Below are 18,385 nucleotides of genomic sequence, written 5' to 3'. Positions count from 1 at the left end.
AAAGGAGACGGAGCGTCCTCTTTATCTGCGTCCTTTGCGCCTTTTTGCGGCCATTTCCCCTCTTACACCCGGATGCGGACGTAGTGATCCAGCAACAAAGCCGCGAACAGCAGCGCCAGATAGGTGATCGAGAAGCTGAACGTCTGCATCGGCAGGCGCGCATCGACGTCGCGCTTGAGCTGCGTGGCGCGATACAGAAAGAAACCGCCGAGGATGAGCGCGGCGGCGAGATAGATGAGTCCGCTCATGCCGGTGAGATACGGCAGCAGGGTCACGATCACCAGCAGGATGGTGTAGAGCAGGATGTGCAGGCGCGTGAAGTCGATGCTGTACGCGACGGGCAGCATGGGAATGCCGGCCTTTGCATATTCATCGCGCCGCGCGATGGCGAGTGCCCAGAAATGCGGCGGGGTCCAGGTGAAGATGATCAGGAACAGCAGCAGCGAATACGGATCGACATGGGCGGTCACCGCGGTCCAGCCAAGCACGGGCGGCGCGGCGCCGGCGGCTCCGCCGATCACGATGTTCTGCGGCGTCGCATGTTTCAGCCACACGGTGTAGACCACGGCGTAACCGATCAGCGAACAGAACGTCAGCACCGCGGTGAGCGGATTCACCAGCAGCCACAGGATCGCCATCGACAGCACCGCGAGAATCAGTGCATAGGTGAGCGCTTGGCGTTCGGTGACGTGTCCCGTCGGCAGCGGACGGTTGCGCGTGCGCGCCATCTGCTCATCGAAACGCCGGTCGAGCACGTGATTGATTGCGGCGGCGGATGAGGCGGCGAGCGCGATGCCGAGTGTCCCGAACAGCAACGCACTGCCCGGCGGCAACCCCGGCGCCGCGAGGAACATGCCCACGACCGCAGTGAACACGATCAGCATCACCACGCGCGGCTTGCCGAGTTCGTAGTAGTCGCGCCAGGTGGCGGACGACGATGCTGGGGGCGCGGTCACGGCAGTCTCACAGACGCGAGGGCAGCGGTCGCAACAGTCGATTGAGTCGCACGACGCTCAGCAGCAGCAGCGCTGCCACACCGTTGTGCGCGGTCGCGAGCGACAGCGGCAGCGCGCGCACGACCATGAGCGGCCCGAGGATCAGTTGCATCAGCAGGACGGCGCCGAGCACGGCGCCGGCGACTTTCACCGAGGTATTGCGTCCCTTGCGCCAGGCCTGGATCGCGAGCCAGCCGAGGATCAGTGCGGTCGCGAGCGCACCGAGGCGATGGATGAAATGGATCGCGACGCGCGCCGGATGATCGAGCACGCCGCCTTCGTAATCGATGCCGAGGCCGCGCCACAGGACGAACGCGTCCTTGATGTCCATGTGCGGCCAGGCGACGTTCTGGCAGGTCGGAAAATCGGGGCAGGCGAGTGCGGCGTAGTTGCTGCTGGTCCAGCCGCCGAGCGCGATCTGGACGCCGAGCACGATCAATCCGATGAACGCCAGCCGGCGGATGCCCGTCTCTTCCTTCACCCGCGTGCGACGCTCCGGATCGATGGCGAGCCACGCCAGCAGCGATAGCGTCGCCAGGCCTCCCAACAAGTGCAACACCACGATCAGCGGCTTCAGCAGCAGCGTCACGGTCCACATGCCGAGCAGGCCCTGGAAGATCACCAGCGCGACCAGGGCGATCGGCAGGCCGACCGGCTGATTCGGATCCTTGCGATTGGCGATCGCAAGACCCGCGAGCACCAGGATCAGCAAGCCCAGGCCGCTCGCGAAGTAGCGGTGGACCATTTCCTTGATGGCCTTGTGATACTCGAACGGCCGATGCGGGAAGGCCTCATTGATCGCATCGACGTTCTGCGCCGCCTGATCCACGGTGAGATGCCCATAGCAGCCCGGCCAGTCGGGGCAGCCGAGACCGGCGGCGCTCAGACGCACCCAGGCGCCCAGCACGACCACGACGAGGGCAAGCAGGACGCCGGCGAGCGCCAAGCGACGAAACAGAACCAGTCGGGAAGTCATGAGGTGGGGGAGCTCCCCACGAGTTCAGGGCCCGGCAGAGCCCGCGGCGAGGCAGGGGATGAAAAAGCCATGATGGAGCGCAGTCGGGAAAAGCCGCATGCGGCCGGGACTCGGCCGGGGAGTCTTATAGCGGGATGACGCCGTCATGAAAAGCTTTCTGTGGGATCTCTCCGGCCAGCTCGGGCCCGGCCGGTCTGCGGGTTTGCTGAGCCGTCTCGTGAACAGGAGTCGGCATGACGAGCGACTTCACGGCGGGCGCGGCCATTGCGACGACGATGCAGATCGGCACGAGCGCCCAGAGTGTTTCGGCGATGGCATTGCGGGCCGGCGTGGCGCGATGAAATGTCGCGATGGAATGCAGCATGGTCGCGAAGACGACGATCGCGATCGGCATGCAGGCCCAGAAGATCAGCGAATGAATGTCGTCAGTCATGGTGCACGGGTGCGGGCGCCGCCGCTTCCTGTCCGAAGGACGCCAGCCGCGTCAGAAACGTGTAGTCGCCTTCGATCGCCATGAGTCCGATCAGCACCAGCAGGGCGAGCGGCGGCATGAGGATGGCGAGTTTCAGGCCGAGCCGTTCCCACTTCATGTGCATGAAGATCGCGATGATGAAGCCGGCCTTCAGCAGCATGAAGATGATGATCAGCGTCCAGCGCAGATAACCCTGCACGCGGAAGTAGTCGACCATGTACGAGAACGCGCTGAGGACGAACAGCAGTCCCCAGATCCACAGATAGAGCTTGATCGGATGCTGCTGGCCCTGATCGTGGGCGGCGGGTGCATGTGCGGCGTGATCCATAAGCACTCCTACCAGAGATAGAAGAACGCGAAGATGAAGACCCACACCAGATCGACGAAGTGCCAGTACAGGCCGGCGACCTCAACCGTTTCGTAGGTGCCCTTGCGATCATAAAAGCCGTTCAGCACGCGGATCGCGACGACGGTCAGGTAGATCACGCCGCCGCTCACGTGCAGTCCGTGAAAGCCCGTGATCATGAAGAACGCCGAACCGAACTGCGCCGCGCCCATGGGATTGGCCCAGGGCCGCACGCCTTCATCGACGATGAGCTTGGTCCATTCGAACGCCTGCATGCCGACGAAACACAGTCCGAGCGCGGCCGTGGCGAACATGAGCAGCGCGGTGCGTTTGCGATCGCGCCGGTAGCCGAAGTTCACGGCCATCGCCATCGTGCCGCTGCTCGTGATCAGCACCATGGTCATGATGGCGATCAGCAGCAGCGGAATGCTCTCGCCAGCCACGGTGAGCGCGAACACTTCGCTCGGATTCGGCCACGGCACCGTGGTCGACATGCGCACATTCATGTAGCCCGTGAGGAAGCACGAGAACACGAAGGTGTCGCTCAGCAGGAAGATCCACATCATGGCCTTCCCCCACGGCACGGGGAACGCCTGCTTGTCGGCGGACCAGTCGGCGGTAACGCCGCTCAGTCCGTCGGGGATGGTTGGATCATGGGCGGACATCATTGAACTCCATTGGGGATGCGAGTCACAAAAGTCACGAAGGTGACGATCCGGAGGCCCTTGTCACTTTCGTGACCCCCGTGACTTTCGTCACTCACACTCAACACAACCTGTCGAACACGAACTCGCTGTCGATCGAATGCGTAAGCAGCAATGCGAACACCACCAGCCATACGAACAGCAGGTAGTGCCAGTACACGGTGCAGAGTTCGACGCTGAGCCGGAAGCGGCGGCGCACGTCGACGGCTTCAGTCGCGGGCGGTGCGGCGTTCACGGCGCGCATGCGCAGCAGCATCCGCGCCCACACAACCATTCCGCCGATCACATGCAGCGCGTGCAGCAGCGTCAATAGATAGAAGAAGGCGACCGCCGGGTTGTACGGCTGGAAATAGCCCGACATGATCATCAGCCGCCAGGCCAGCACCTGACCGACCAGGAAGGCGAGCGTCATTACACCGGCGACGATGAGGGCGCGACGCGTCGAGACGGCATCGCCCTTCGCGACCGAAGAACGCGCCCATTGCATGGCGACGCTGCCGATGATCAGTGCTGCCGTGTTGATCCACAGGATCATCGGCTCCGGAAACGGCTTCCAGTCCGGCGCGACGACGTCGTGGCCCATGCGCATGAAGAAGGCGGCGATGAACAGTCCGAACAGCGACGTCACGACCGCCAGGAAGACCCACAGGCCGACGCGTTGCGGCGGGAAACGTTGACCGTCGATTTCTGCGGTGACGCCGAGCGGCTCCCAGGATTTCGTGCGGAAGCGCGTGACCAGCACCAGCCAGACCAGGATGCCGGTGATCAGCGCGCTGTAGGCAACCGTCAGGCTCACGTCTTTGCTCCGTGTCCGTGATCGTGACCGGCCGGCGTGTCGCTGCTGGGCGGCACGTTCTGTGGGATGAAGTCTTCCTTTGCGCCGGGCACGCTGTAGTCATAGGCCCAGCGATACACCACCGGCAGGTCCTTGCCCCAGTTGCCGTGCTTCGGCGGCGTGTCCGGCGTCTGCCATTCGAGCGTGGTGGCGCGCCAGGGATTCGGATCGGCCTTCGCGCCGCGGAAGTACGACCAGATCAGGTTGTAGAGGAACACGAGCTGGATGGCGGCGACGATCACCGCCGAGATCGTGATCCACTCATTCGCGAGGTGTACCGATTCCGGAATGAAGCTGATGCTGTCGCCATACGCGTAGTAGCGACGCGGCACGCCGAGAATGCCGAGATAGTGCATCGGCAGGTAGATCGCATACGTGCCGAGGAAGGTCGCCCAGAAATGCACCTTGCCGAGCGTCTCGTCGAACATGCGGCCGGTGATCTTCGGATACCAGTGATAGATCGCGCCGAACACCACCATGATCGGCGACACACCCATCACCATGTGGAAGTGTGCAACGACGAAGTAAGTGCCGGACAACGGCACGTCGACCGTCACATTGCCGAGGAACAGGCCGGTGAGGCCGCCGTTCACGAACGTGAAAATGAAGCCGATCGCAAACAGCATCGGCACCGTGAGGTGCACGTCGCCTTTCCAGATGGTGAGCACCCAGTTGTAGACCTTGATCGCGGTCGGCACCGCGATGATCAGCGTCGTCGTCGCGAAGAAGAATCCGAAATAGGGATTCATGCCGCTGATGTACATGTGGTGCGCCCACACGACGAAGCTCAGCACGCCGATCGCGAGGATCGCCCACACCATCATGCGATAGCCGAAGATGTTGCGACGTGCGTGCGTGCTGAGCAGGTCCGAGACGATGCCGAAGGCCGGCAGCGCGACGATGTAGACCTCGGGGTGGCCGAAGAACCAGAACAGGTGCTGGAACAGCAGCGGACTGCCGCCGCTGTACTTGAGGTTCTCGCCCATCGAGTTCACGGCCGGCAGGAAGAAGCTCGTGCCGATGGTGCTGTCGAGCGCCATCATGATCGCGGACACGAACAGCGCCGGGAAGGCGAGCAGGCCGAGGATGGAGGCGGTGAAGATGCCCCACACCGACAGCGGCATGCGCATGAACGTCATGCCGCGGCAGCGCGCCTGCAGCACCGTCGTCACGTAGTTCAGGCCGCCCATCGTGAACGCGATGATGAACACCGCGAGCGAGGCGAGCATGCACAGAATGCCCCACGTCACGCCGGGCGTGCCGGGCAGGATGGCCTGCGGCGGATACAGCGTCCAGCCTGCGCCCGTCGGTCCGCCCGGCACGAACATGCCGGCGACCAGGATCAGCACCGCGAGCAGGTAGAACCAGAAGCTCAGCATGTTCATGTACGGGAACACCATGTCCCGCGAACCGAGCATGAGCGGAATGAGGTAGTTGCCGAAGCCGCCGAGGAACAGCGCGGTCAGCAGGTAGATCACCATGATCATTCCGTGCATGGTGATGAACTGGTAGTAGTGCTCCGGCGCGATGAGCTTGAACGTGTCGGGAAAGCCGAGCTGCAGCCGCATCAGCACCGACATCACCAGCGCGACCAGCCCGATCGCCGTCGCCACCACGGCGTACTGGATCGCGATGACCTTGTGATCCTGGCTCCACACGTACTTGCGGATCCACGAGTGCGGATCGTGCAGCTCGTGTTCGTGATCGCGATCGGCGATTGCCACGTAGGCCATGGTCGAATTTCCTCTTGAGCCGCTGCTCGCCAGCGCTCAGCGGCTTCTTCTAGAGTGTGTGTATGTAATCCAGCACGTCGTTGATCGCCCGTTCGTCGGCGAGCACGCGTGCCATCGATGCCATCTGCGCGCCATTGAAATCCTGCGGATGCTTGCCGCGAATGCCTTCGCGGAAGTTGTGCATCTGACGCTGCAGGTACCAGTCGCTCATGTTCGACAGACGCGGGGCGTTCGTGGCCCAGATGCCCTGGCCGTCGGTGCCGTGGCAGGCCGAGCACGTCGTGTAGAGCGACTTGCCGCGTTCGGGATCGCCGAGCACCGTCGGTGCGGGCCGCGTTTCCGGGAGTGAGGCGATGTACGCCACGACATCGCGCACCGCTTTGTCGTCAGCGAGCAGGGTCGCAAACGGCGCCATCTGCTGGCCGTAAGTGTCGGACTGGTGAGTACCGCGCACGCCCTTGCGGAAATCCTGCAGCTGGCGCACGAGATACCACTTGCCCTGCCCTGCCAGCTTCGGCGCATTCAGTTCGCGATTGCCTTCGGCCTGTGTTCCATGACACGCGGTGCAGGTGGCGAACAGCGTCTGTCCGGCCTGCGCATCGCCTGCCGTTTCCGCCTGCGTCGCGGCGTACGTCGGTTGTGCGTCGAGCCAGCTGTCGAACGCCGTCTGTTCATCGACCACGACGCGGCCGCGCATCGCGAAGTGGGCGATGCCGCAGAGCTGTTCGCACAGCGCGTCGAATTCGCCGGTGCGGGTCGGCGTGAGCCAGAAATAGGTGACCATGCCCGGCACCATGTCCATCTTCACGCGGAACTGCGGTACCGCGAACTGATGGTTCACATCCTTCGAGCGCAGGAGGACCTTGACGGGTCTGTCGAGCGGCAGGTGCAGCTGCGGGCTGGCGACCAGCACGTCATCCTGTCCGGCGGGATCCTGCGGATCCATGCCGAACGGATTGTCGATGCTGACCAGGCGGATGTCGGTCTTGCCGAGATTCTCGTCCTTGCCGGGGAAGCGATAGCTCCAGGTCCATTGCTGTCCGAGCACTTCGACGACCGAGGCGTCGTCGGGCACGGTGACGAACTTCGCCCACACCGCCAGTCCCGGCGCGAGCATCGCGGCGATGCCGACCGAGGTAATGCCGGTCAGCCACCACTCGAGCTTCTTGTTCTCAGGCTCGTAGTGCGCCTTGTCGCCGCCCTTGCGATGCCGGTAACGCACCACGCACCAGGCGAGGAACAGGTTCACCGCGACGAAGACGATACCCGTCACCCAGAAGGTGACGTTCACGGTCTCGTCCATCATCTGCCAGTTGGAGGCGATGGGCGTGAACCACCAGGGACTCAGGAAATGGAACAGGACGGTGCCGACGACCAGCAGGATCAACGCAATCGCAATCGCCATGTTCGGATCCTTCTTTCGTGCCAGTCCCTGGAGCGGCCTGATGGGATCTCGGGGGGATCTCGGTGGAGTTCAGACCGGAGTGCTCTTGACCTCCGGGTGTTGCGGCTGCGGCGGATTGGTCATGCGCGCCACGTTGCTGAACGGATTGATGAAGTGCGAGTCGACCGCGGCCAGTTCGGCGTCGGGGTGACGCTCCTTCATCATGCGGCGCACGGCGTCTTCCTGATGTTTGCGCACGTACACCAGGATCAGGTACTTGCCTGACTCGATGTCTTCATGGAAGCGCGCCAGTTTCTTGTTCTCGCTGGCGATGCCGGTGAGGCCGCCCTCCCACGCACCGAAGAGCGTGGCGGCGCCGACCAGGATCACATAGACGAACGTCGGTACGACGACGTCGGCCCCGAACGGCTTGAAGTACATCAGCGCGAGGATGCCCAGCACGCCGATGAGGAAGCCAAGGGCCGCACCGATGAAGCCGTCGCGAACCACGTCCAGCGTTTCCAGGTAGTTGCTCGAGTGGATGTGCTGCTTCCTCAGGCCCGATTCGTCGCGACTGATGACGTGCAGGTAGAAATCCTTGATACCTACCTCGTGCAGGTCATCGGACACGTCGTGAGTGCAGGTCAGGCTGGGCGACAGAAAGTACAGACACTTCATGGCTTCCCCCGGGTTCGCAACAGGTCAGATTAAGTTCGGCAAATACCTCGGCAATCGTTCTCTTTGTTCAGCATCGAACGACGAGATCACCACGACATCACCTGGGCTCGCGCTTTCCCGGAAGTCTCCTGCCGGAAACTGACCATCTATCGGGCGGACCGATCGGAATGCGTCATTGCATCGCTGCGGTCAATTCATCAGGAGCGTTTCCCGGCCGGAAAAGCCCGGTCGAGCGGTCTCTCGTTGACTTCGCCACGTTGAGTCGTCCACGGGTGAGGTCGCGGCGAGTGTCGCACACGAAGTTTGCGCTTGGGAAGGGAAGCGGCAAAAACCCCTATCGCAGCGCCGAAAACCGAATGCGCGCGCCCGGGTTCTTCTGTAGGTCAGGCTTGTAGGTCAGGCTTTAGCCTGACTCCTTAGAGAGGCCGGCTAAAGCCGGCCCCACAGGGGGGAGAATCAACCGATATGCGAAAGCTTGAGCAGCTTCTTGAGGTCTTCGAGCAGGCCCTTCTGCGGTGCATCAGGGCCGTAGCTCATCATCAGATTACCGAGAGGATCGACGATGTAGATGCGTCCCTGCCCGACGTCGGGAAACATCGCGAGCAGCGGCTGATTGGTGTCGTCGAGCGCGGCGACCATCAGGCCATCGTGCTCCGTCGCCAGGTAATCCCGATCGCAGCAGTCGCGGGTGACGAGGAATACGCGCTGCACTCGCGTCATGTCGTCGTTGAGCGCGAGCCGCGTCTGACGCATCAGCACCAGCGCTTCGCGACAGCGCGCATCGCATTGGCCGTCGCCGATGAAGACGACATTCCATTTGCCGTGCAGGCCCGCGAGATCGAGTTTCGTGCCGGCCGTCGTCGTCAGCTCGAACGCCGGCAACGGCCGCGCCGGATGAATCAGATCGCCCTTGTTCGTGCTGCCGGCCGGTCGCCACGCGCCGCTGCCGAAATGCGAGCCGCCGTAGTACAGCAGGAAAGCCAGTGCCAATGGCGCAAAGAAGGCCACGACCAGGATCCACGCCTGACGGCGCGAGCGGGGAGCGGTCTGCTCCGGCAAGTCATTCATCGATGCTGTTCCCGTCGAAAACTCACGATCAGATAAATCACGATGGCGGCGGTGGCGAGGCCGAACCATTGCACCGCATACGCCAGATGTCGTTCCGGCCCGAACTGGAAACGCGCCTGCCACGCGCGCTCGTAGCCGTCGGGGCGCTCCGCATCCAGCAGCAGCACACCGGGCAGCACCGGTCGCCCCAGAGCCGTTTCGACCTGCTGTTGCTGCGGATAATTCAGCACTCGCGGCCAGGCGCTGTCGGTGGAATCCTTCGCTGACATCGCGATGCCGGGACGCGGCAGCGAATCGTAGCGCCCGGCGATGTCGCGCGACTGCGTGTCGACCGCGACGGAAGGCAGATCCTGTCGCGTCCTGCCCATCGGCACCCAGCCGCGATCCACCAGCAACGTGCCGCCTGCGGCGAGTTCGAACGGCGTCACGACGCGATAACCGGGCTGACCGTGCTGCGAAGGCATGTTGTCGAGCAGGATCTGGTGCGTCGTGTCGTAGTGCCCCGCAGCGCGAACGTGCTGATACTGCGGCAATGAACCGGCAGTCGCGGCGGTCAGCTCGAGGGGGGTTTCCCCGCCGCTGCCGTAGCGCCCGATCAAAGCTTCCTTTTCCGCGGCCCGGTGCCGTTGCCACAGACCGAGGCGGATGAACCCGGCCACGCACCGGACCACGAGCACCGTGGCGAAAATCGAGGGAGAAAAGCGGCGGCCGGCGATGGACATGCCCACGTTATAATCGCCGCCCTTTCCTGCTGTCGCCGCTCATCATGCCCATCATCAAGATCTTCATCCTCGCTTGCCTGGCCGGCATCGTGTTCAGCCTCGGCTCGGCGCTGTATCAGATGATGAACGACAAGGGAGACTCGAAGAAGATGGTCAAGGCATTGACCGTACGAGTCGCGCTGTCCGTGGGCCTGTTCATCCTGCTGCTGATCGCCTGGTCGCAGGGGCTGATTCAGCCGCACGGAATCGGTCGCTAGACCGATCCTGCTGTGGGACGGGCTTCAGCCGGCCCAGGGCGGGCTGAAGCCCGCCCCCACAGCGAAGATCAGAGCCAGTACACGAACACGAACAGGATCAGCCACACCACGTCGACGAAGTGCCAGTACCAGGCGACGCCTTCGAACGCGAAGTGATGCGTCGGCGTGAAGTGGCCCTTCAGACAACGGAACCAGATGACGGTCAGCATGATGGCGCCGACGGTCACGTGGAAGCCGTGGAAGCCCGTCAGCAGGAAGAACGTGGAGCCGTACACGCCGCTGTGCAGGGTCAGGTTCAGCTCGTGGTAGGCATGCATGTATTCCTCGGCCTGCAGGAACACGAACAGGAAGCCGAGCAGGAAGGTCGCCGCCAGGAAGATGTTCAGCACCTTGCGGTTGCCGGCCTTCAGCGCGTGATGCGCAATCGTGATCGTCACGCCGGACGTCAGCAGCAGCGCGGTGTTGATCGCCGGCAGGCCCAGCGCGGGGATGACTTCGAAATCGCCGCCGACGGCTTCAGGACCGTTGGTGGGCCAGGCGTTCTCGTAGTTGTTCCACAGCAGCAGATTGGTGAAGACCTTCACGCCTTCGCCGCCCAGCCACGGAATCGAGAACTGCCGTGCATAGAACAGCGCGCCGAAGAACGCGGCGAAGAACATCACTTCCGAGAAGATGAACCACATCATTCCCATGCGGAACGAGCGGTCGACGGCTTCGTTGTAGAAGCGGTTCTCGCTTTCGGTGATCACGTTGCCGAACCAGCCGGCGAACATCACGATCAGCAGAATCAGGCCGAGCGTCGTGATCCACGGACCGGCGGCCACATGGTTGAGCCACAGCGCCGCGCCGCTCATGAGCGTGAACAGCGAGACCGAGCCGAAGATCGGCCAGTGGCTGCTGTGGGGAACGTAGTACTTGTCCGCCGGCGCGTGCGAAGTGTGTGCGTGAGCCATAGTCGTTGCAGTTCTCGGTTTTCGAAAGCCCCTGGCAGCCAGCGATCAGCTACCAGCCAGATCCAGTTCCATGCCGAAGCCTAACTTGCGGGGTTCGGCGCCCCATCCTGCGCGGCCACCTTCGGCGGCGCGTCGTACATCGAATACGCCAGCGTGACGCGATCGATGTTGCCCGGCAGCTTCGGATCGACGATGAAACGCACGCTCATGTCGCGTCCCTCGTCGCCGTCGAAGTGCTGCGGCGTGAAGCAGAAGCATTCGGTCTTGCGGAAGTACTGCGTCGCCTGCAGCGGCGCCACGCTCGGTATCGCGAGCGCGGTGACCTCGCGCGAGCGCAGATTCTTCGCGTAGAACTTCGCCTCGTAGAGCCGGCCCGGCTGCACCTTCATGCTGCCCGCTTCCGGCCGGAACTCCCAGTCGCCGTAAGTCGGCGCGGCCGAGACGAATTCCACGGTCACTTCACGATCCAGCACCGGCGCCTCGGTGACCTCGGCGGCACGTTCGAGCTGCGAACGATCGCCGTAACCCGTCACGTCGCAGAGCACGCGATACAGCGGCACCAGCGCAAAGCCGAACGCGAAGCTGCCTGCGGCAAAGATCCACAGACTGCGTGCCAGCGAACGGTTTTGCTTCCGGGTGCTCAATGCCTCATCTCGAATTCAGAACGCCCAGCAGAATGAATCCGACGTAGAACGCGAGCGCCAGCAGCGACGTCCACAGGGCTGTCCTGCGGATGCCGCGCTTGCGATCGGCTTCGTTGATCTCGGCTGCCATGGCTGCGAATCCGGAATTACTTCACTTCAGGCGCGACTTCGAAGCTGTGATACGGCGGCGGCGAGCTCAGCGTCCATTCCAGGCCGTGCGGCGCTGCCGTGTCCCATACCTTGTCGGAAGCCTTCGCGCCGCTGCGCGCAGTGCTCCACACCAGGTAGGCGAACAGCAGCTGCGACAGGCCGAAGCCGAAGGCGCCGATCGACGAAATCATGTTCCAGTCGGCGAACTGCGTCGAGTAGTCCGGAATACGCCGCGGCATGCCGGCGAGACCGAGGAAGTGCTGCGGGAAGAACAGCACGTTCACGAAGATGGTCGACAGCCAGAAGTGCCACTTGGCGAGCTTCATGCTGTACATGTGGCCGGTCCACTTCGGCAGCCAGTAGTACACCGCGGCCATGATGCCGAACACGGCGCCCGGCACCAGCACGTAGTGGAAGTGCGCCACCACGAAGTACGTGTCGTGATACTGGAAGTCGGCCGGCACGATCGCGAGCATCAGGCCGGAGAAACCGCCGATCGTGAACAGGAACAGGAACGACAGCGCGAACAGCATCGGCGGTTCGAAACTGATCGAGCCCTTGAACATGGTCGCAGTCCAGTTGAACACCTTCACGCCCGTCGGCACGGCGATCAGCATCGTCGCCAGCATGAAGAACAGCTGGCCGGCGAGCGGCATGCCGACGGTGAACATGTGGTGCGCCCACACGATGAACGAGAGGAAGGCGATCGACGCCGTCGCGTACACCATCGCGTCATAGCCGAACAGTGGCTTGCGCGAGAACGTCGGGATGATCTCCGAGACCACGCCGAACGCCGGCAGGATCATGATGTAGACCTCGGGATGCCCGAAGAACCAGAAGATGTGCTGGAACATCACCGGGTCGCCGCCGCCGGCCGCCTGGAAGAAGGTCGTGCCGAGGTAGTGATCGGTCAGCAGCATCGTCACGGCGCCCGCGAGCACCGGCATCACGGCGACCAGCAGGTACGCGGTGATCAGCCAGCTCCACACGAACAGCGGCATCTTCAGCAGCGACATGCCGGGAGCGCGCATGTTCATGATGGTCACGACGACGTTGATCGCGCCCATGATCGACGACGCACCCATCAGGTGGACGGCGAAGATCAGCATCGGGAACGACGTGCCGTTCTGCAGCACCAGCGGCGGATACATCGTCCAGCCGCCGGCCGGCGCACCGCCCGGCACGAACAGCGTGGCGAGCAGCAGCGCGAACGCGAACGGCATGATCCAGAAGCTGAAGTTGTTCATGCGCGGCAGCGCCATGTCGGGCGCGCCGATCTGCAGCGGCACCATCCAGTTGGCGAGACCGACGAACGCCGGCATGACGGCACCGAAGATCATGACCAGCGCGTGCATGGTGGTCATCGAGTTGAAGAACATCGGATCGACCAGCTGCAGGCCCGGCTGGAACAGCTCGGCGCGGATGACCATCGCCATGGCGCCGCCGATGAAGAACATCGTCAGGCTGAACACCAGGTACATCGTGCCGATGTCCTTGTGATTGGTCGCGTACAGCCAGCGACGCCAGCCCTTGGCCGGGCCGTGATCGTCGTGCGCGCCATCGTGACTGTGGCCGTGGCCGTGGTGACCAGCCGCTTCGTGAGTGTGTGCCGTGCTCATGAACTCTTACTCCGCCTGGGCAATGGCCGTGGCCATTGCGCTCTCGTTCGTCTGTGCCGCTGCAGGGGCCGCTTCGCCGCCCTGCTGTGCCGCAAGCCACGCTGCGTAGTCTTCCTTGGACTTCACGTCGACCACGACCGGCATGAAGCCGTGATCGCGGCCGCACAGCTCGGCGCACTGGCCGCGATACACGCCGGTCTCTTCCGCCTTGAACCATATTTCATTGACGAAGCCCGGGATCGCATCCTTCTTCATGCCGAACGCCGGCACCCACCAGGCGTGGATGACGTCGGCGGAGGTCAGCAGCAGGCGGACCTTGGTGTCGACCGGCACGACCAGCGGCTTGTCGACGTTGAGCAGGTAGTGTTCGACGGTGTCGGGATCGATGCCCGAGTGCAGCTGGCGGGCAGCGTCGCTGTCGCGGGACAGCGTGGAGAAGAAGCCGACCTTCTGCTCGAGGTATTCGTACTGCCACTTCCACTGATAGCCGGTGACCTTGATCGACAGCTCCGAATTGCGGGTGTCTTCGATGCGGATCAGGGTCTCGGCGGCCGGGATGGCCATGCCGACCAGGATGGCGACGGGAATGATGGTCCAGATGATTTCGGCGCGCGTGCTGTGATCGAACTTGGCGGGCACGGCGCCCTGCGAATGACGGAACTTGATGATCGAGTAGATCATCACGCCGAAGACCGCCACCGCGATGACGACGCAGATCCAGAAGATCAGCATGTGCAGCGCGTGGATGTCCCGGCTCAGCTCCGTCACGCCGACGGGCATGTTCAGTTCCCAGGCGGCCAGCGCGGCCCCGGTGGGCAGACACGCTGCGGCGCCGGCGGCGGCGTATTTCAGAATCTTCGACATTGTCGCCAATGCTCCCGTTACTTCTTTCTATGCATTGCCAGTCCGCACAAGGCGGTACCGCAAAGTCCGCAGTCGCGAATGAACTTCCGGAGTCCGCCCGCGATTACGCCCCACGACCCAGTTTCATCTGAGCGCGGGTGACTCATTCACATTCCCCACCAGTTGCTTGAGGCGCACCGCGAGTCCGCGGCGCTCGTCTTCTGTGAGAAACCTGCCCACTTCGCAGGCGCGGCCGGACGACTCGAGAATGAGCCGGCTGGGATGCAGCGCCGTCAGCGGGGCGTGGAGTTTAACCTTCACCCAATGACGAGGAAATACCGAACGCCGCTCGTTCTGCGCCGTGCGGCTGTGGATGGACACCGTTTCATCAGTGATTGCGATCGTTTCCCGCTCCTGGCCTTTCCGCATCGACGCGCGCACGGCCCACGTCAGGAGTGCGATTTCCGCACCCGCGAAAGGCAGGATCGGCCAGAACCCCTGCAGTGCGAAGAAACCGGCGACAGTGAACGACCCGGCGGCCATGCTGGCGATGAACAGTCGTGCGGTTCGCGGCGTGAGGGAACAGCGAGGGCGCAGCTCGAACCGGCGCACCCCATCCGCGCCGAGGATCGGGGCGGGCGGAGCCAGCGAAGGCTCCATGGCGATCCCTTGGGCGATGCCTGGATTCATCGGATTGGCGGGCAGTGGCTGGCTAGACGCGGGCGCCCGGAACGGGGCCGCTATGCTAGCGGCCAAGTACCCGCCGTGCAACGCACAAATCACGGATGGGAAAGGAGTTTTCGGCAGTTCGCGGAGGCCGCGAGTGACCGAAGGAGCGTCCTTCGCAGACGTGTCGGATTCCGGCTCCGCCAGTTCCTGGCGTAACGCTTCACCGGTGGTTTGAATGTTCAGTTAAAGCTGGTGAAGGTCCAGGCAGATGCCGGAAGTATGCGACTCTGATTCAGTTTTACTGAATCACGAGCGTCGGCCGATGGCCTCGACACCGACCCTGAATTCCCCGCGATCGCGCGCCTTGTGGCTCGTTCCCGCCCAGGCGTGGCCATAGACGACTTCGAGGGTGACCGGGAACACGCCGTCGACGCGGGCCGCCTCGATGTTCTGCGCGAATCGCTCTCTGGCCGCCCTGCCGCTCAAGCCCCGCGGGCGTCCCGTGGCATGGTTTGCCGAGCCGCTGTCCTGCAACTCGCGATGGAGTGCATCCACCGTCGGATAAGTGATCGTCAGCCGTTCCGTGTCCATCACCGGTTCTGCAAATCCCGCCCGCATCAAGGCGTCGCCCAGATCGTGCATGTCGATGAACCGGTGCACATGGACGTGCGCATCGGTTGCCGCCCACGCGCGGCGCAGTTCGCGCAACGAGTCCGGACCGAGGCTGGCAAACGTCAGCAATGCGCCCGGCCGCAGCACGCGACGGGTTTCCCTGAAAATCGCATCGGGGTCATTGCACCACTGCAGCATCAGGTTGCTGAAGACCATGTCCACGCCGGCGTCGCGCAGCGGCAGCCGCGCGGCATCGGCGGCGGTGCGCCGGAAACGTCGCAGCCAGCGCTGCTGGCGCCGCGCTTCGACGAGCATCCGCGTCGACAGATCGATGGCCAGCACCTGCGAGCGCGGATAGCGATCCTGCAAGGCCCGGCTGCCGTGCCCGGTGCCCGCGCCGAGATCGACGATCAGCGACGGATCGAGACGAACGACATCGAGCCGTTCGAGCAGGCGCGTGCGGATCTCTGCATGAACGACGGCCGCCGAGTCGAATGTCGCTGCCGCCGCATCGAAGGCGCGGCGGATGAGACGAGGGTCCAGAAAGTATTCGTCGACGGAACGCGGGGCCGGCATGGCCGGCACGATACAGGATCAGAGTTTCCGCCTGTGGGGCCGGCTTTCCCGCGGGATTTCCTTCGGTCACAGCCGGCCTGAAAACACTCAGGCTAAAGCCTGACCTACAGGAAGATTCCGATGGTCTGCGCGGCGCTCGCAGCGTGCCGGTGCGGACGCCACCTCTTCCCGGCGGATGCCGAGTTTTTCGAACAGCCCCAGATCGTGGTTTTCGTCCGGATTTTCCGTGGTCAGCAGCTTGTCGCCGTAGAAGATCGAGTTCGCACCGGCGAGAAAACACAGCGCCTGCGTTTCGTCGCTCATGTCGGAGCGGCCGGCCGACAGGCGCACATGCGAGCGCGGCATCAGCAGGCGCGCAACGGCGATGGTGCGGACGAATTCGAGCGGCTCGACCTTCTTCGAACCGTGCAGCGGCGTGCCCGCGACCTGCATGAGCTGGTTGACCGGCACGCTTTCCGGATGCTGCGGCAGCGTGGCCAGCGTGTGCAGCAGCTGCGCGCGATCCAGCTCCGATTCGCCCATGCCGAGAATGCCGCCGCAGCACACCTTGATGCCGGCATCGCGCACGGCCTGCAGCGTGTCAAGACGATCCTGGTAGGTGCGGGTCGTGATGATCTCCTTGTAATAGGACTCGGACGTGTCGAGGTTGTGGTTGTAGTAGTCGAGGCCCGCGTCCTTCAGGTCCTGCGCCTGCTGCGCGTTCAGCATGCCGAGCGTCACGCAGGTTTCCATGCCGAGTTCGCGCACGCCCTTCACCATCTCGATGATCTGCGCGAGCTGCTTCGGTTTCGGGCTGCGATAGGCCGCGCCCATGCAGAAGCGCGTGGCGCCGTTGGCGCGGGCCGTGCGCGCCTTCTGCATCACCTCGTCGAGATTCAGCAGCGGCTCGGACTTGAGTCCGGTCTCGAAACGGATGCTCTGCGAGCAGTAGGCGCAATCCTCGGGACAGGCACCCGTCTTGATCGACAGCAGCGTGCTGATCTGCACCTCGTTCGGATCGAAGTTGTCGCGATGCACGCGCTGCGCATGAAACAGCAGATCCGCAAACGGCAGTGCGAACAGGGCGCGCACGTCCTCCAGCCGCCAGTCCGTGCGCACTTCGCCGAGTCGCATGGCTTTCAGATCGGCTGCGGTGGTCATGAGGAATCCTTGGGTTTCCGGCAGAAGTGAACAGAAATGCGGCGCCCGAGGCCGATGACTCACAGGCAGAGTGCGGCTGGGGCGGCAAGTATTTCCAGCCGTCCGAGTCGCTGTCAACCAACGGATTGGAAAATGGTAGACGTCATACGGAAGCTGTCGCGGCGCATCGTCCGCCTTGCGGGCGAATGGAATGCGGCGACCTGTGTCCTGTGCAGCGCGCGCGGCGCCAGCCCCGCGCTGGATCTGTGCGCGGACTGCCGGGCCGATCTGCCGGTCAACGACGACGCTTGCGCGCGCTGTGCCGAACCGCTCGCACGACGGATATCCAGGAGTCCGCTGATCTGCGGCGCGTGCCTGCGCCATCCGCCGCGTTTCGATGCGACGCTGTGCGCACTGCGTTATGCATATCCAGTCGACCAGATGGTCCAGCGGCTCAAATACGGCGGCGCCGTGGCCTACGGTCGCGTACTGGGAGAACTGCTGGCCGATCGCGTGCGTACCCGGCGCGCTGCGCTTCCCGACTGCATCGTCCCCATGCCGCTGGCGCAGTCGCGATTCCGTGCGCGCGGCTACAACCAGGCGATCGAGGTCGCCGCCGTGCTGGAGCGTCGCCTGTCAGTGCCCGTGCGCACCGACCTCGTCGAACGCATCCGTCACACGCGCGAACAGGCGGAGCTCGATCGCACGCAGCGTCGCCGGAACGTGCGCGGTGCGTTTGCGCTGCGCGAGAAACTTCCAGGCCAGCACATCGCCATCATCGACGACGTGGTCACGACCGGCAGCACGGTCAACGAGCTGGCGCGAGTGCTGAAGCGCGCAGGCGCGCGACGGGTGGACGTGTGGGCGGTGGCGAGAGCGGGACGGATGAAGTGACGGCTTCTTCTCTTCCTGTGGGGCCGGCTTCAGCCGGCCTCGCCAAGGAGTCAGGCTGAAGCCTGACCTACAGAAGAAAACGGCGCCGCTACCGGAATACATACTCCAGCGCGATCCCGATGAAGATCGCCATGCC

The 18,385-nt window shown here is 63.7% G+C and carries 21 protein-coding genes; 2 read left to right on the top strand and 19 right to left on the bottom strand.

What is annotated here, in order from left to right; translation table 11 throughout:
• Nucleotides 1-62: 62 nt before the first annotated feature.
• The 11 genes from cyoE to V7D81_RS08990 form a co-directional block, all read right to left on the bottom strand.
• Complete coding sequence (gene cyoE, locus V7D81_RS09040; protein ID WP_324315888.1) at nt 63-956, bottom strand: heme o synthase; 894 nt, start codon at nt 954-956, stop codon at nt 63-65.
• A 7-nt stretch (nt 957-963) separates the two neighbouring features.
• A complete protein-coding gene (locus V7D81_RS09035; protein WP_324315886.1) occupies nt 964-1,971 on the bottom strand; it encodes a COX15/CtaA family protein in 1,008 nt (335 codons plus the stop codon).
• 124 nt (nt 1,972-2,095) lie between these two features.
• Entirely contained in the window at nt 2,096-2,404 is a 309-nt protein-coding gene (locus V7D81_RS09030; protein ID WP_324315885.1) for a hypothetical protein, read from the bottom strand.
• Nucleotides 2,397-2,771: a cytochrome C oxidase subunit IV family protein gene (locus V7D81_RS09025; RefSeq protein ID WP_324315883.1), complete on the bottom strand. Its 375-nt coding sequence runs from the start codon at nt 2,769-2,771 to the stop codon at nt 2,397-2,399. Before V7D81_RS09025 ends, V7D81_RS09030 begins: the two co-directional genes overlap by 8 nt.
• A gap of 8 nt (nt 2,772-2,779) precedes the next feature.
• On the bottom strand, nt 2,780-3,454 hold the full coding sequence (locus tag V7D81_RS09020; RefSeq protein WP_324315881.1) for a heme-copper oxidase subunit III family protein: 675 nt from the start codon (nt 3,452-3,454) through the stop codon (nt 2,780-2,782).
• 100 nt (nt 3,455-3,554) lie between these two features.
• Nucleotides 3,555-4,289: a cytochrome c oxidase subunit 3 gene (locus V7D81_RS09015; protein ID WP_324315880.1), complete on the bottom strand. Its 735-nt coding sequence runs from the start codon at nt 4,287-4,289 to the stop codon at nt 3,555-3,557.
• Nucleotides 4,286-6,061 carry a cytochrome c oxidase subunit I gene (locus tag V7D81_RS09010; RefSeq protein ID WP_324315878.1) on the bottom strand — a complete coding sequence of 592 codons (1,776 nt, stop codon included), beginning with the start codon at nt 6,059-6,061 and terminating at the stop codon, nt 4,286-4,288. The genes V7D81_RS09015 and V7D81_RS09010 overlap by 4 nt, the downstream gene beginning before the upstream one ends.
• Before the next feature lie 49 nt (nt 6,062-6,110).
• Entirely contained in the window at nt 6,111-7,466 is a 1,356-nt protein-coding gene (locus V7D81_RS09005; protein ID WP_324315876.1) for a c-type cytochrome, read from the bottom strand.
• A 69-nt stretch (nt 7,467-7,535) separates the two neighbouring features.
• Entirely contained in the window at nt 7,536-8,123 is a 588-nt protein-coding gene (locus V7D81_RS09000) for a hypothetical protein (protein ID WP_324315874.1), read from the bottom strand.
• A gap of 456 nt (nt 8,124-8,579) precedes the next feature.
• Entirely contained in the window at nt 8,580-9,191 is a 612-nt protein-coding gene (locus V7D81_RS08995; RefSeq protein ID WP_324315872.1) for an SCO family protein, read from the bottom strand.
• Complete coding sequence (locus tag V7D81_RS08990; protein WP_324315871.1) at nt 9,188-9,913, bottom strand: SURF1 family protein; 726 nt, start codon at nt 9,911-9,913, stop codon at nt 9,188-9,190. The genes V7D81_RS08995 and V7D81_RS08990 overlap by 4 nt, the downstream gene beginning before the upstream one ends.
• A gap of 44 nt (nt 9,914-9,957) precedes the next feature.
• On the opposite strand from V7D81_RS08990, the gene V7D81_RS08985 reads away from it, so the two are divergent.
• The gene (locus V7D81_RS08985; protein WP_324315869.1) at nt 9,958-10,170 is read left to right on the top strand and encodes a twin transmembrane helix small protein; all 213 of its coding nucleotides are present in this window, start codon (nt 9,958-9,960) and stop codon (nt 10,168-10,170) included.
• Nucleotides 10,171-10,238: 68 nt separating this feature from the next.
• Here V7D81_RS08985 and V7D81_RS08980 read toward each other — a convergent pair whose 3' ends face one another.
• The 8 genes from V7D81_RS08980 to bioB all read right to left on the bottom strand — a co-directional run bounded on the left by V7D81_RS08980 (nt 10,239) and on the right by bioB (nt 17,376).
• Complete coding sequence (locus V7D81_RS08980; protein ID WP_324315867.1) at nt 10,239-11,123, bottom strand: cytochrome c oxidase subunit 3; 885 nt, start codon at nt 11,121-11,123, stop codon at nt 10,239-10,241.
• An 80-nt stretch (nt 11,124-11,203) separates the two neighbouring features.
• Complete coding sequence (locus tag V7D81_RS08975) at nt 11,204-11,767, bottom strand: cytochrome c oxidase assembly protein (protein WP_324315866.1); 564 nt, start codon at nt 11,765-11,767, stop codon at nt 11,204-11,206.
• Nucleotides 11,768-11,771: 4 nt separating this feature from the next.
• Complete coding sequence (locus V7D81_RS08970) at nt 11,772-11,897, bottom strand: hypothetical protein (RefSeq protein WP_324315864.1); 126 nt, start codon at nt 11,895-11,897, stop codon at nt 11,772-11,774.
• Nucleotides 11,898-11,913: 16 nt separating this feature from the next.
• A complete protein-coding gene (ctaD, locus tag V7D81_RS08965; RefSeq protein ID WP_324315863.1) occupies nt 11,914-13,536 on the bottom strand; it encodes a cytochrome c oxidase subunit I in 1,623 nt (540 codons plus the stop codon).
• 6 nt (nt 13,537-13,542) lie between these two features.
• Nucleotides 13,543-14,400: a cytochrome c oxidase subunit II gene (coxB, locus tag V7D81_RS08960; RefSeq protein ID WP_324315862.1), complete on the bottom strand. Its 858-nt coding sequence runs from the start codon at nt 14,398-14,400 to the stop codon at nt 13,543-13,545.
• 123 nt (nt 14,401-14,523) lie between these two features.
• The gene (locus V7D81_RS08955) at nt 14,524-15,069 is read right to left on the bottom strand and encodes a DUF2244 domain-containing protein (protein ID WP_324315860.1); all 546 of its coding nucleotides are present in this window, start codon (nt 15,067-15,069) and stop codon (nt 14,524-14,526) included.
• Nucleotides 15,070-15,354: 285 nt separating this feature from the next.
• Nucleotides 15,355-16,236 carry a malonyl-ACP O-methyltransferase BioC gene (gene bioC, locus V7D81_RS08950; protein ID WP_324315858.1) on the bottom strand — a complete coding sequence of 294 codons (882 nt, stop codon included), beginning with the start codon at nt 16,234-16,236 and terminating at the stop codon, nt 15,355-15,357.
• An 87-nt stretch (nt 16,237-16,323) separates the two neighbouring features.
• A complete protein-coding gene (bioB, locus tag V7D81_RS08945; RefSeq protein WP_442958340.1) occupies nt 16,324-17,376 on the bottom strand; it encodes a biotin synthase BioB in 1,053 nt (350 codons plus the stop codon).
• Nucleotides 17,377-17,508: 132 nt separating this feature from the next.
• On the opposite strand from bioB, the gene V7D81_RS08940 reads away from it, so the two are divergent.
• Nucleotides 17,509-18,249 (top strand): ComF family protein, encoded by a 741-nt coding sequence (locus V7D81_RS08940; protein ID WP_324315856.1) that lies wholly within the window; start codon nt 17,509-17,511, stop codon nt 18,247-18,249.
• Nucleotides 18,250-18,385: the final 136 nt, after the last annotated feature.

It is taken from the genome of Povalibacter sp. (assembly GCF_036735925.1).
Lineage (GTDB): Bacteria > Pseudomonadota > Gammaproteobacteria > Steroidobacterales > Steroidobacteraceae > Steroidobacter.
This window is presented reverse-complemented; position numbering and strand designations above follow the sequence as displayed.

Bases quoted from the DNA above. Each gene is read 5' to 3' on its own strand.
- V7D81_RS09035 (WP_324315886.1), bottom strand. From the start codon at position 1,971: ATGACTTCCCGACTGGTTCTGTTTCGTCGCTTGGCGCTCGCCGGCGTC.
- V7D81_RS09030 (WP_324315885.1), bottom strand. From the start codon at position 2,404: ATGACTGACGACATTCATTCGCTGATCTTCTGGGCCTGCATGCCGATC.
- V7D81_RS09025 (WP_324315883.1), bottom strand. From the start codon at position 2,771: ATGGATCACGCCGCACATGCACCCGCCGCCCACGATCAGGGCCAGCAG.
- V7D81_RS09020 (WP_324315881.1), bottom strand. From the start codon at position 3,454: ATGTCCGCCCATGATCCAACCATCCCCGACGGACTGAGCGGCGTTACC.
- V7D81_RS09010 (WP_324315878.1), bottom strand. From the start codon at position 6,061: ATGGCCTACGTGGCAATCGCCGATCGCGATCACGAACACGAGCTGCAC.
- V7D81_RS09005 (WP_324315876.1), bottom strand. From the start codon at position 7,466: ATGGCGATTGCGATTGCGTTGATCCTGCTGGTCGTCGGCACCGTCCTG.
- V7D81_RS09000 (WP_324315874.1), bottom strand. From the start codon at position 8,123: ATGAAGTGTCTGTACTTTCTGTCGCCCAGCCTGACCTGCACTCACGAC.
- V7D81_RS08995 (WP_324315872.1), bottom strand. From the start codon at position 9,191: ATGAATGACTTGCCGGAGCAGACCGCTCCCCGCTCGCGCCGTCAGGCG.
- V7D81_RS08990 (WP_324315871.1), bottom strand. From the start codon at position 9,913: ATGTCCATCGCCGGCCGCCGCTTTTCTCCCTCGATTTTCGCCACGGTG.
- V7D81_RS08985 (WP_324315869.1), top strand. From the start codon at position 9,958: ATGCCCATCATCAAGATCTTCATCCTCGCTTGCCTGGCCGGCATCGTG.
- V7D81_RS08980 (WP_324315867.1), bottom strand. From the start codon at position 11,123: ATGGCTCACGCACACACTTCGCACGCGCCGGCGGACAAGTACTACGTT.
- V7D81_RS08970 (WP_324315864.1), bottom strand. From the start codon at position 11,897: ATGGCAGCCGAGATCAACGAAGCCGATCGCAAGCGCGGCATCCGCAGG.
- ctaD (WP_324315863.1), bottom strand. From the start codon at position 13,536: ATGAGCACGGCACACACTCACGAAGCGGCTGGTCACCACGGCCACGGC.
- coxB (WP_324315862.1), bottom strand. From the start codon at position 14,400: ATGTCGAAGATTCTGAAATACGCCGCCGCCGGCGCCGCAGCGTGTCTG.
- V7D81_RS08955 (WP_324315860.1), bottom strand. From the start codon at position 15,069: ATGAATCCAGGCATCGCCCAAGGGATCGCCATGGAGCCTTCGCTGGCT.
- bioC (WP_324315858.1), bottom strand. From the start codon at position 16,236: ATGCCGGCCCCGCGTTCCGTCGACGAATACTTTCTGGACCCTCGTCTC.
- bioB (WP_442958340.1), bottom strand. From the start codon at position 17,376: ATGACCACCGCAGCCGATCTGAAAGCCATGCGACTCGGCGAAGTGCGC.
- V7D81_RS08940 (WP_324315856.1), top strand. From the start codon at position 17,509: ATGGTAGACGTCATACGGAAGCTGTCGCGGCGCATCGTCCGCCTTGCG.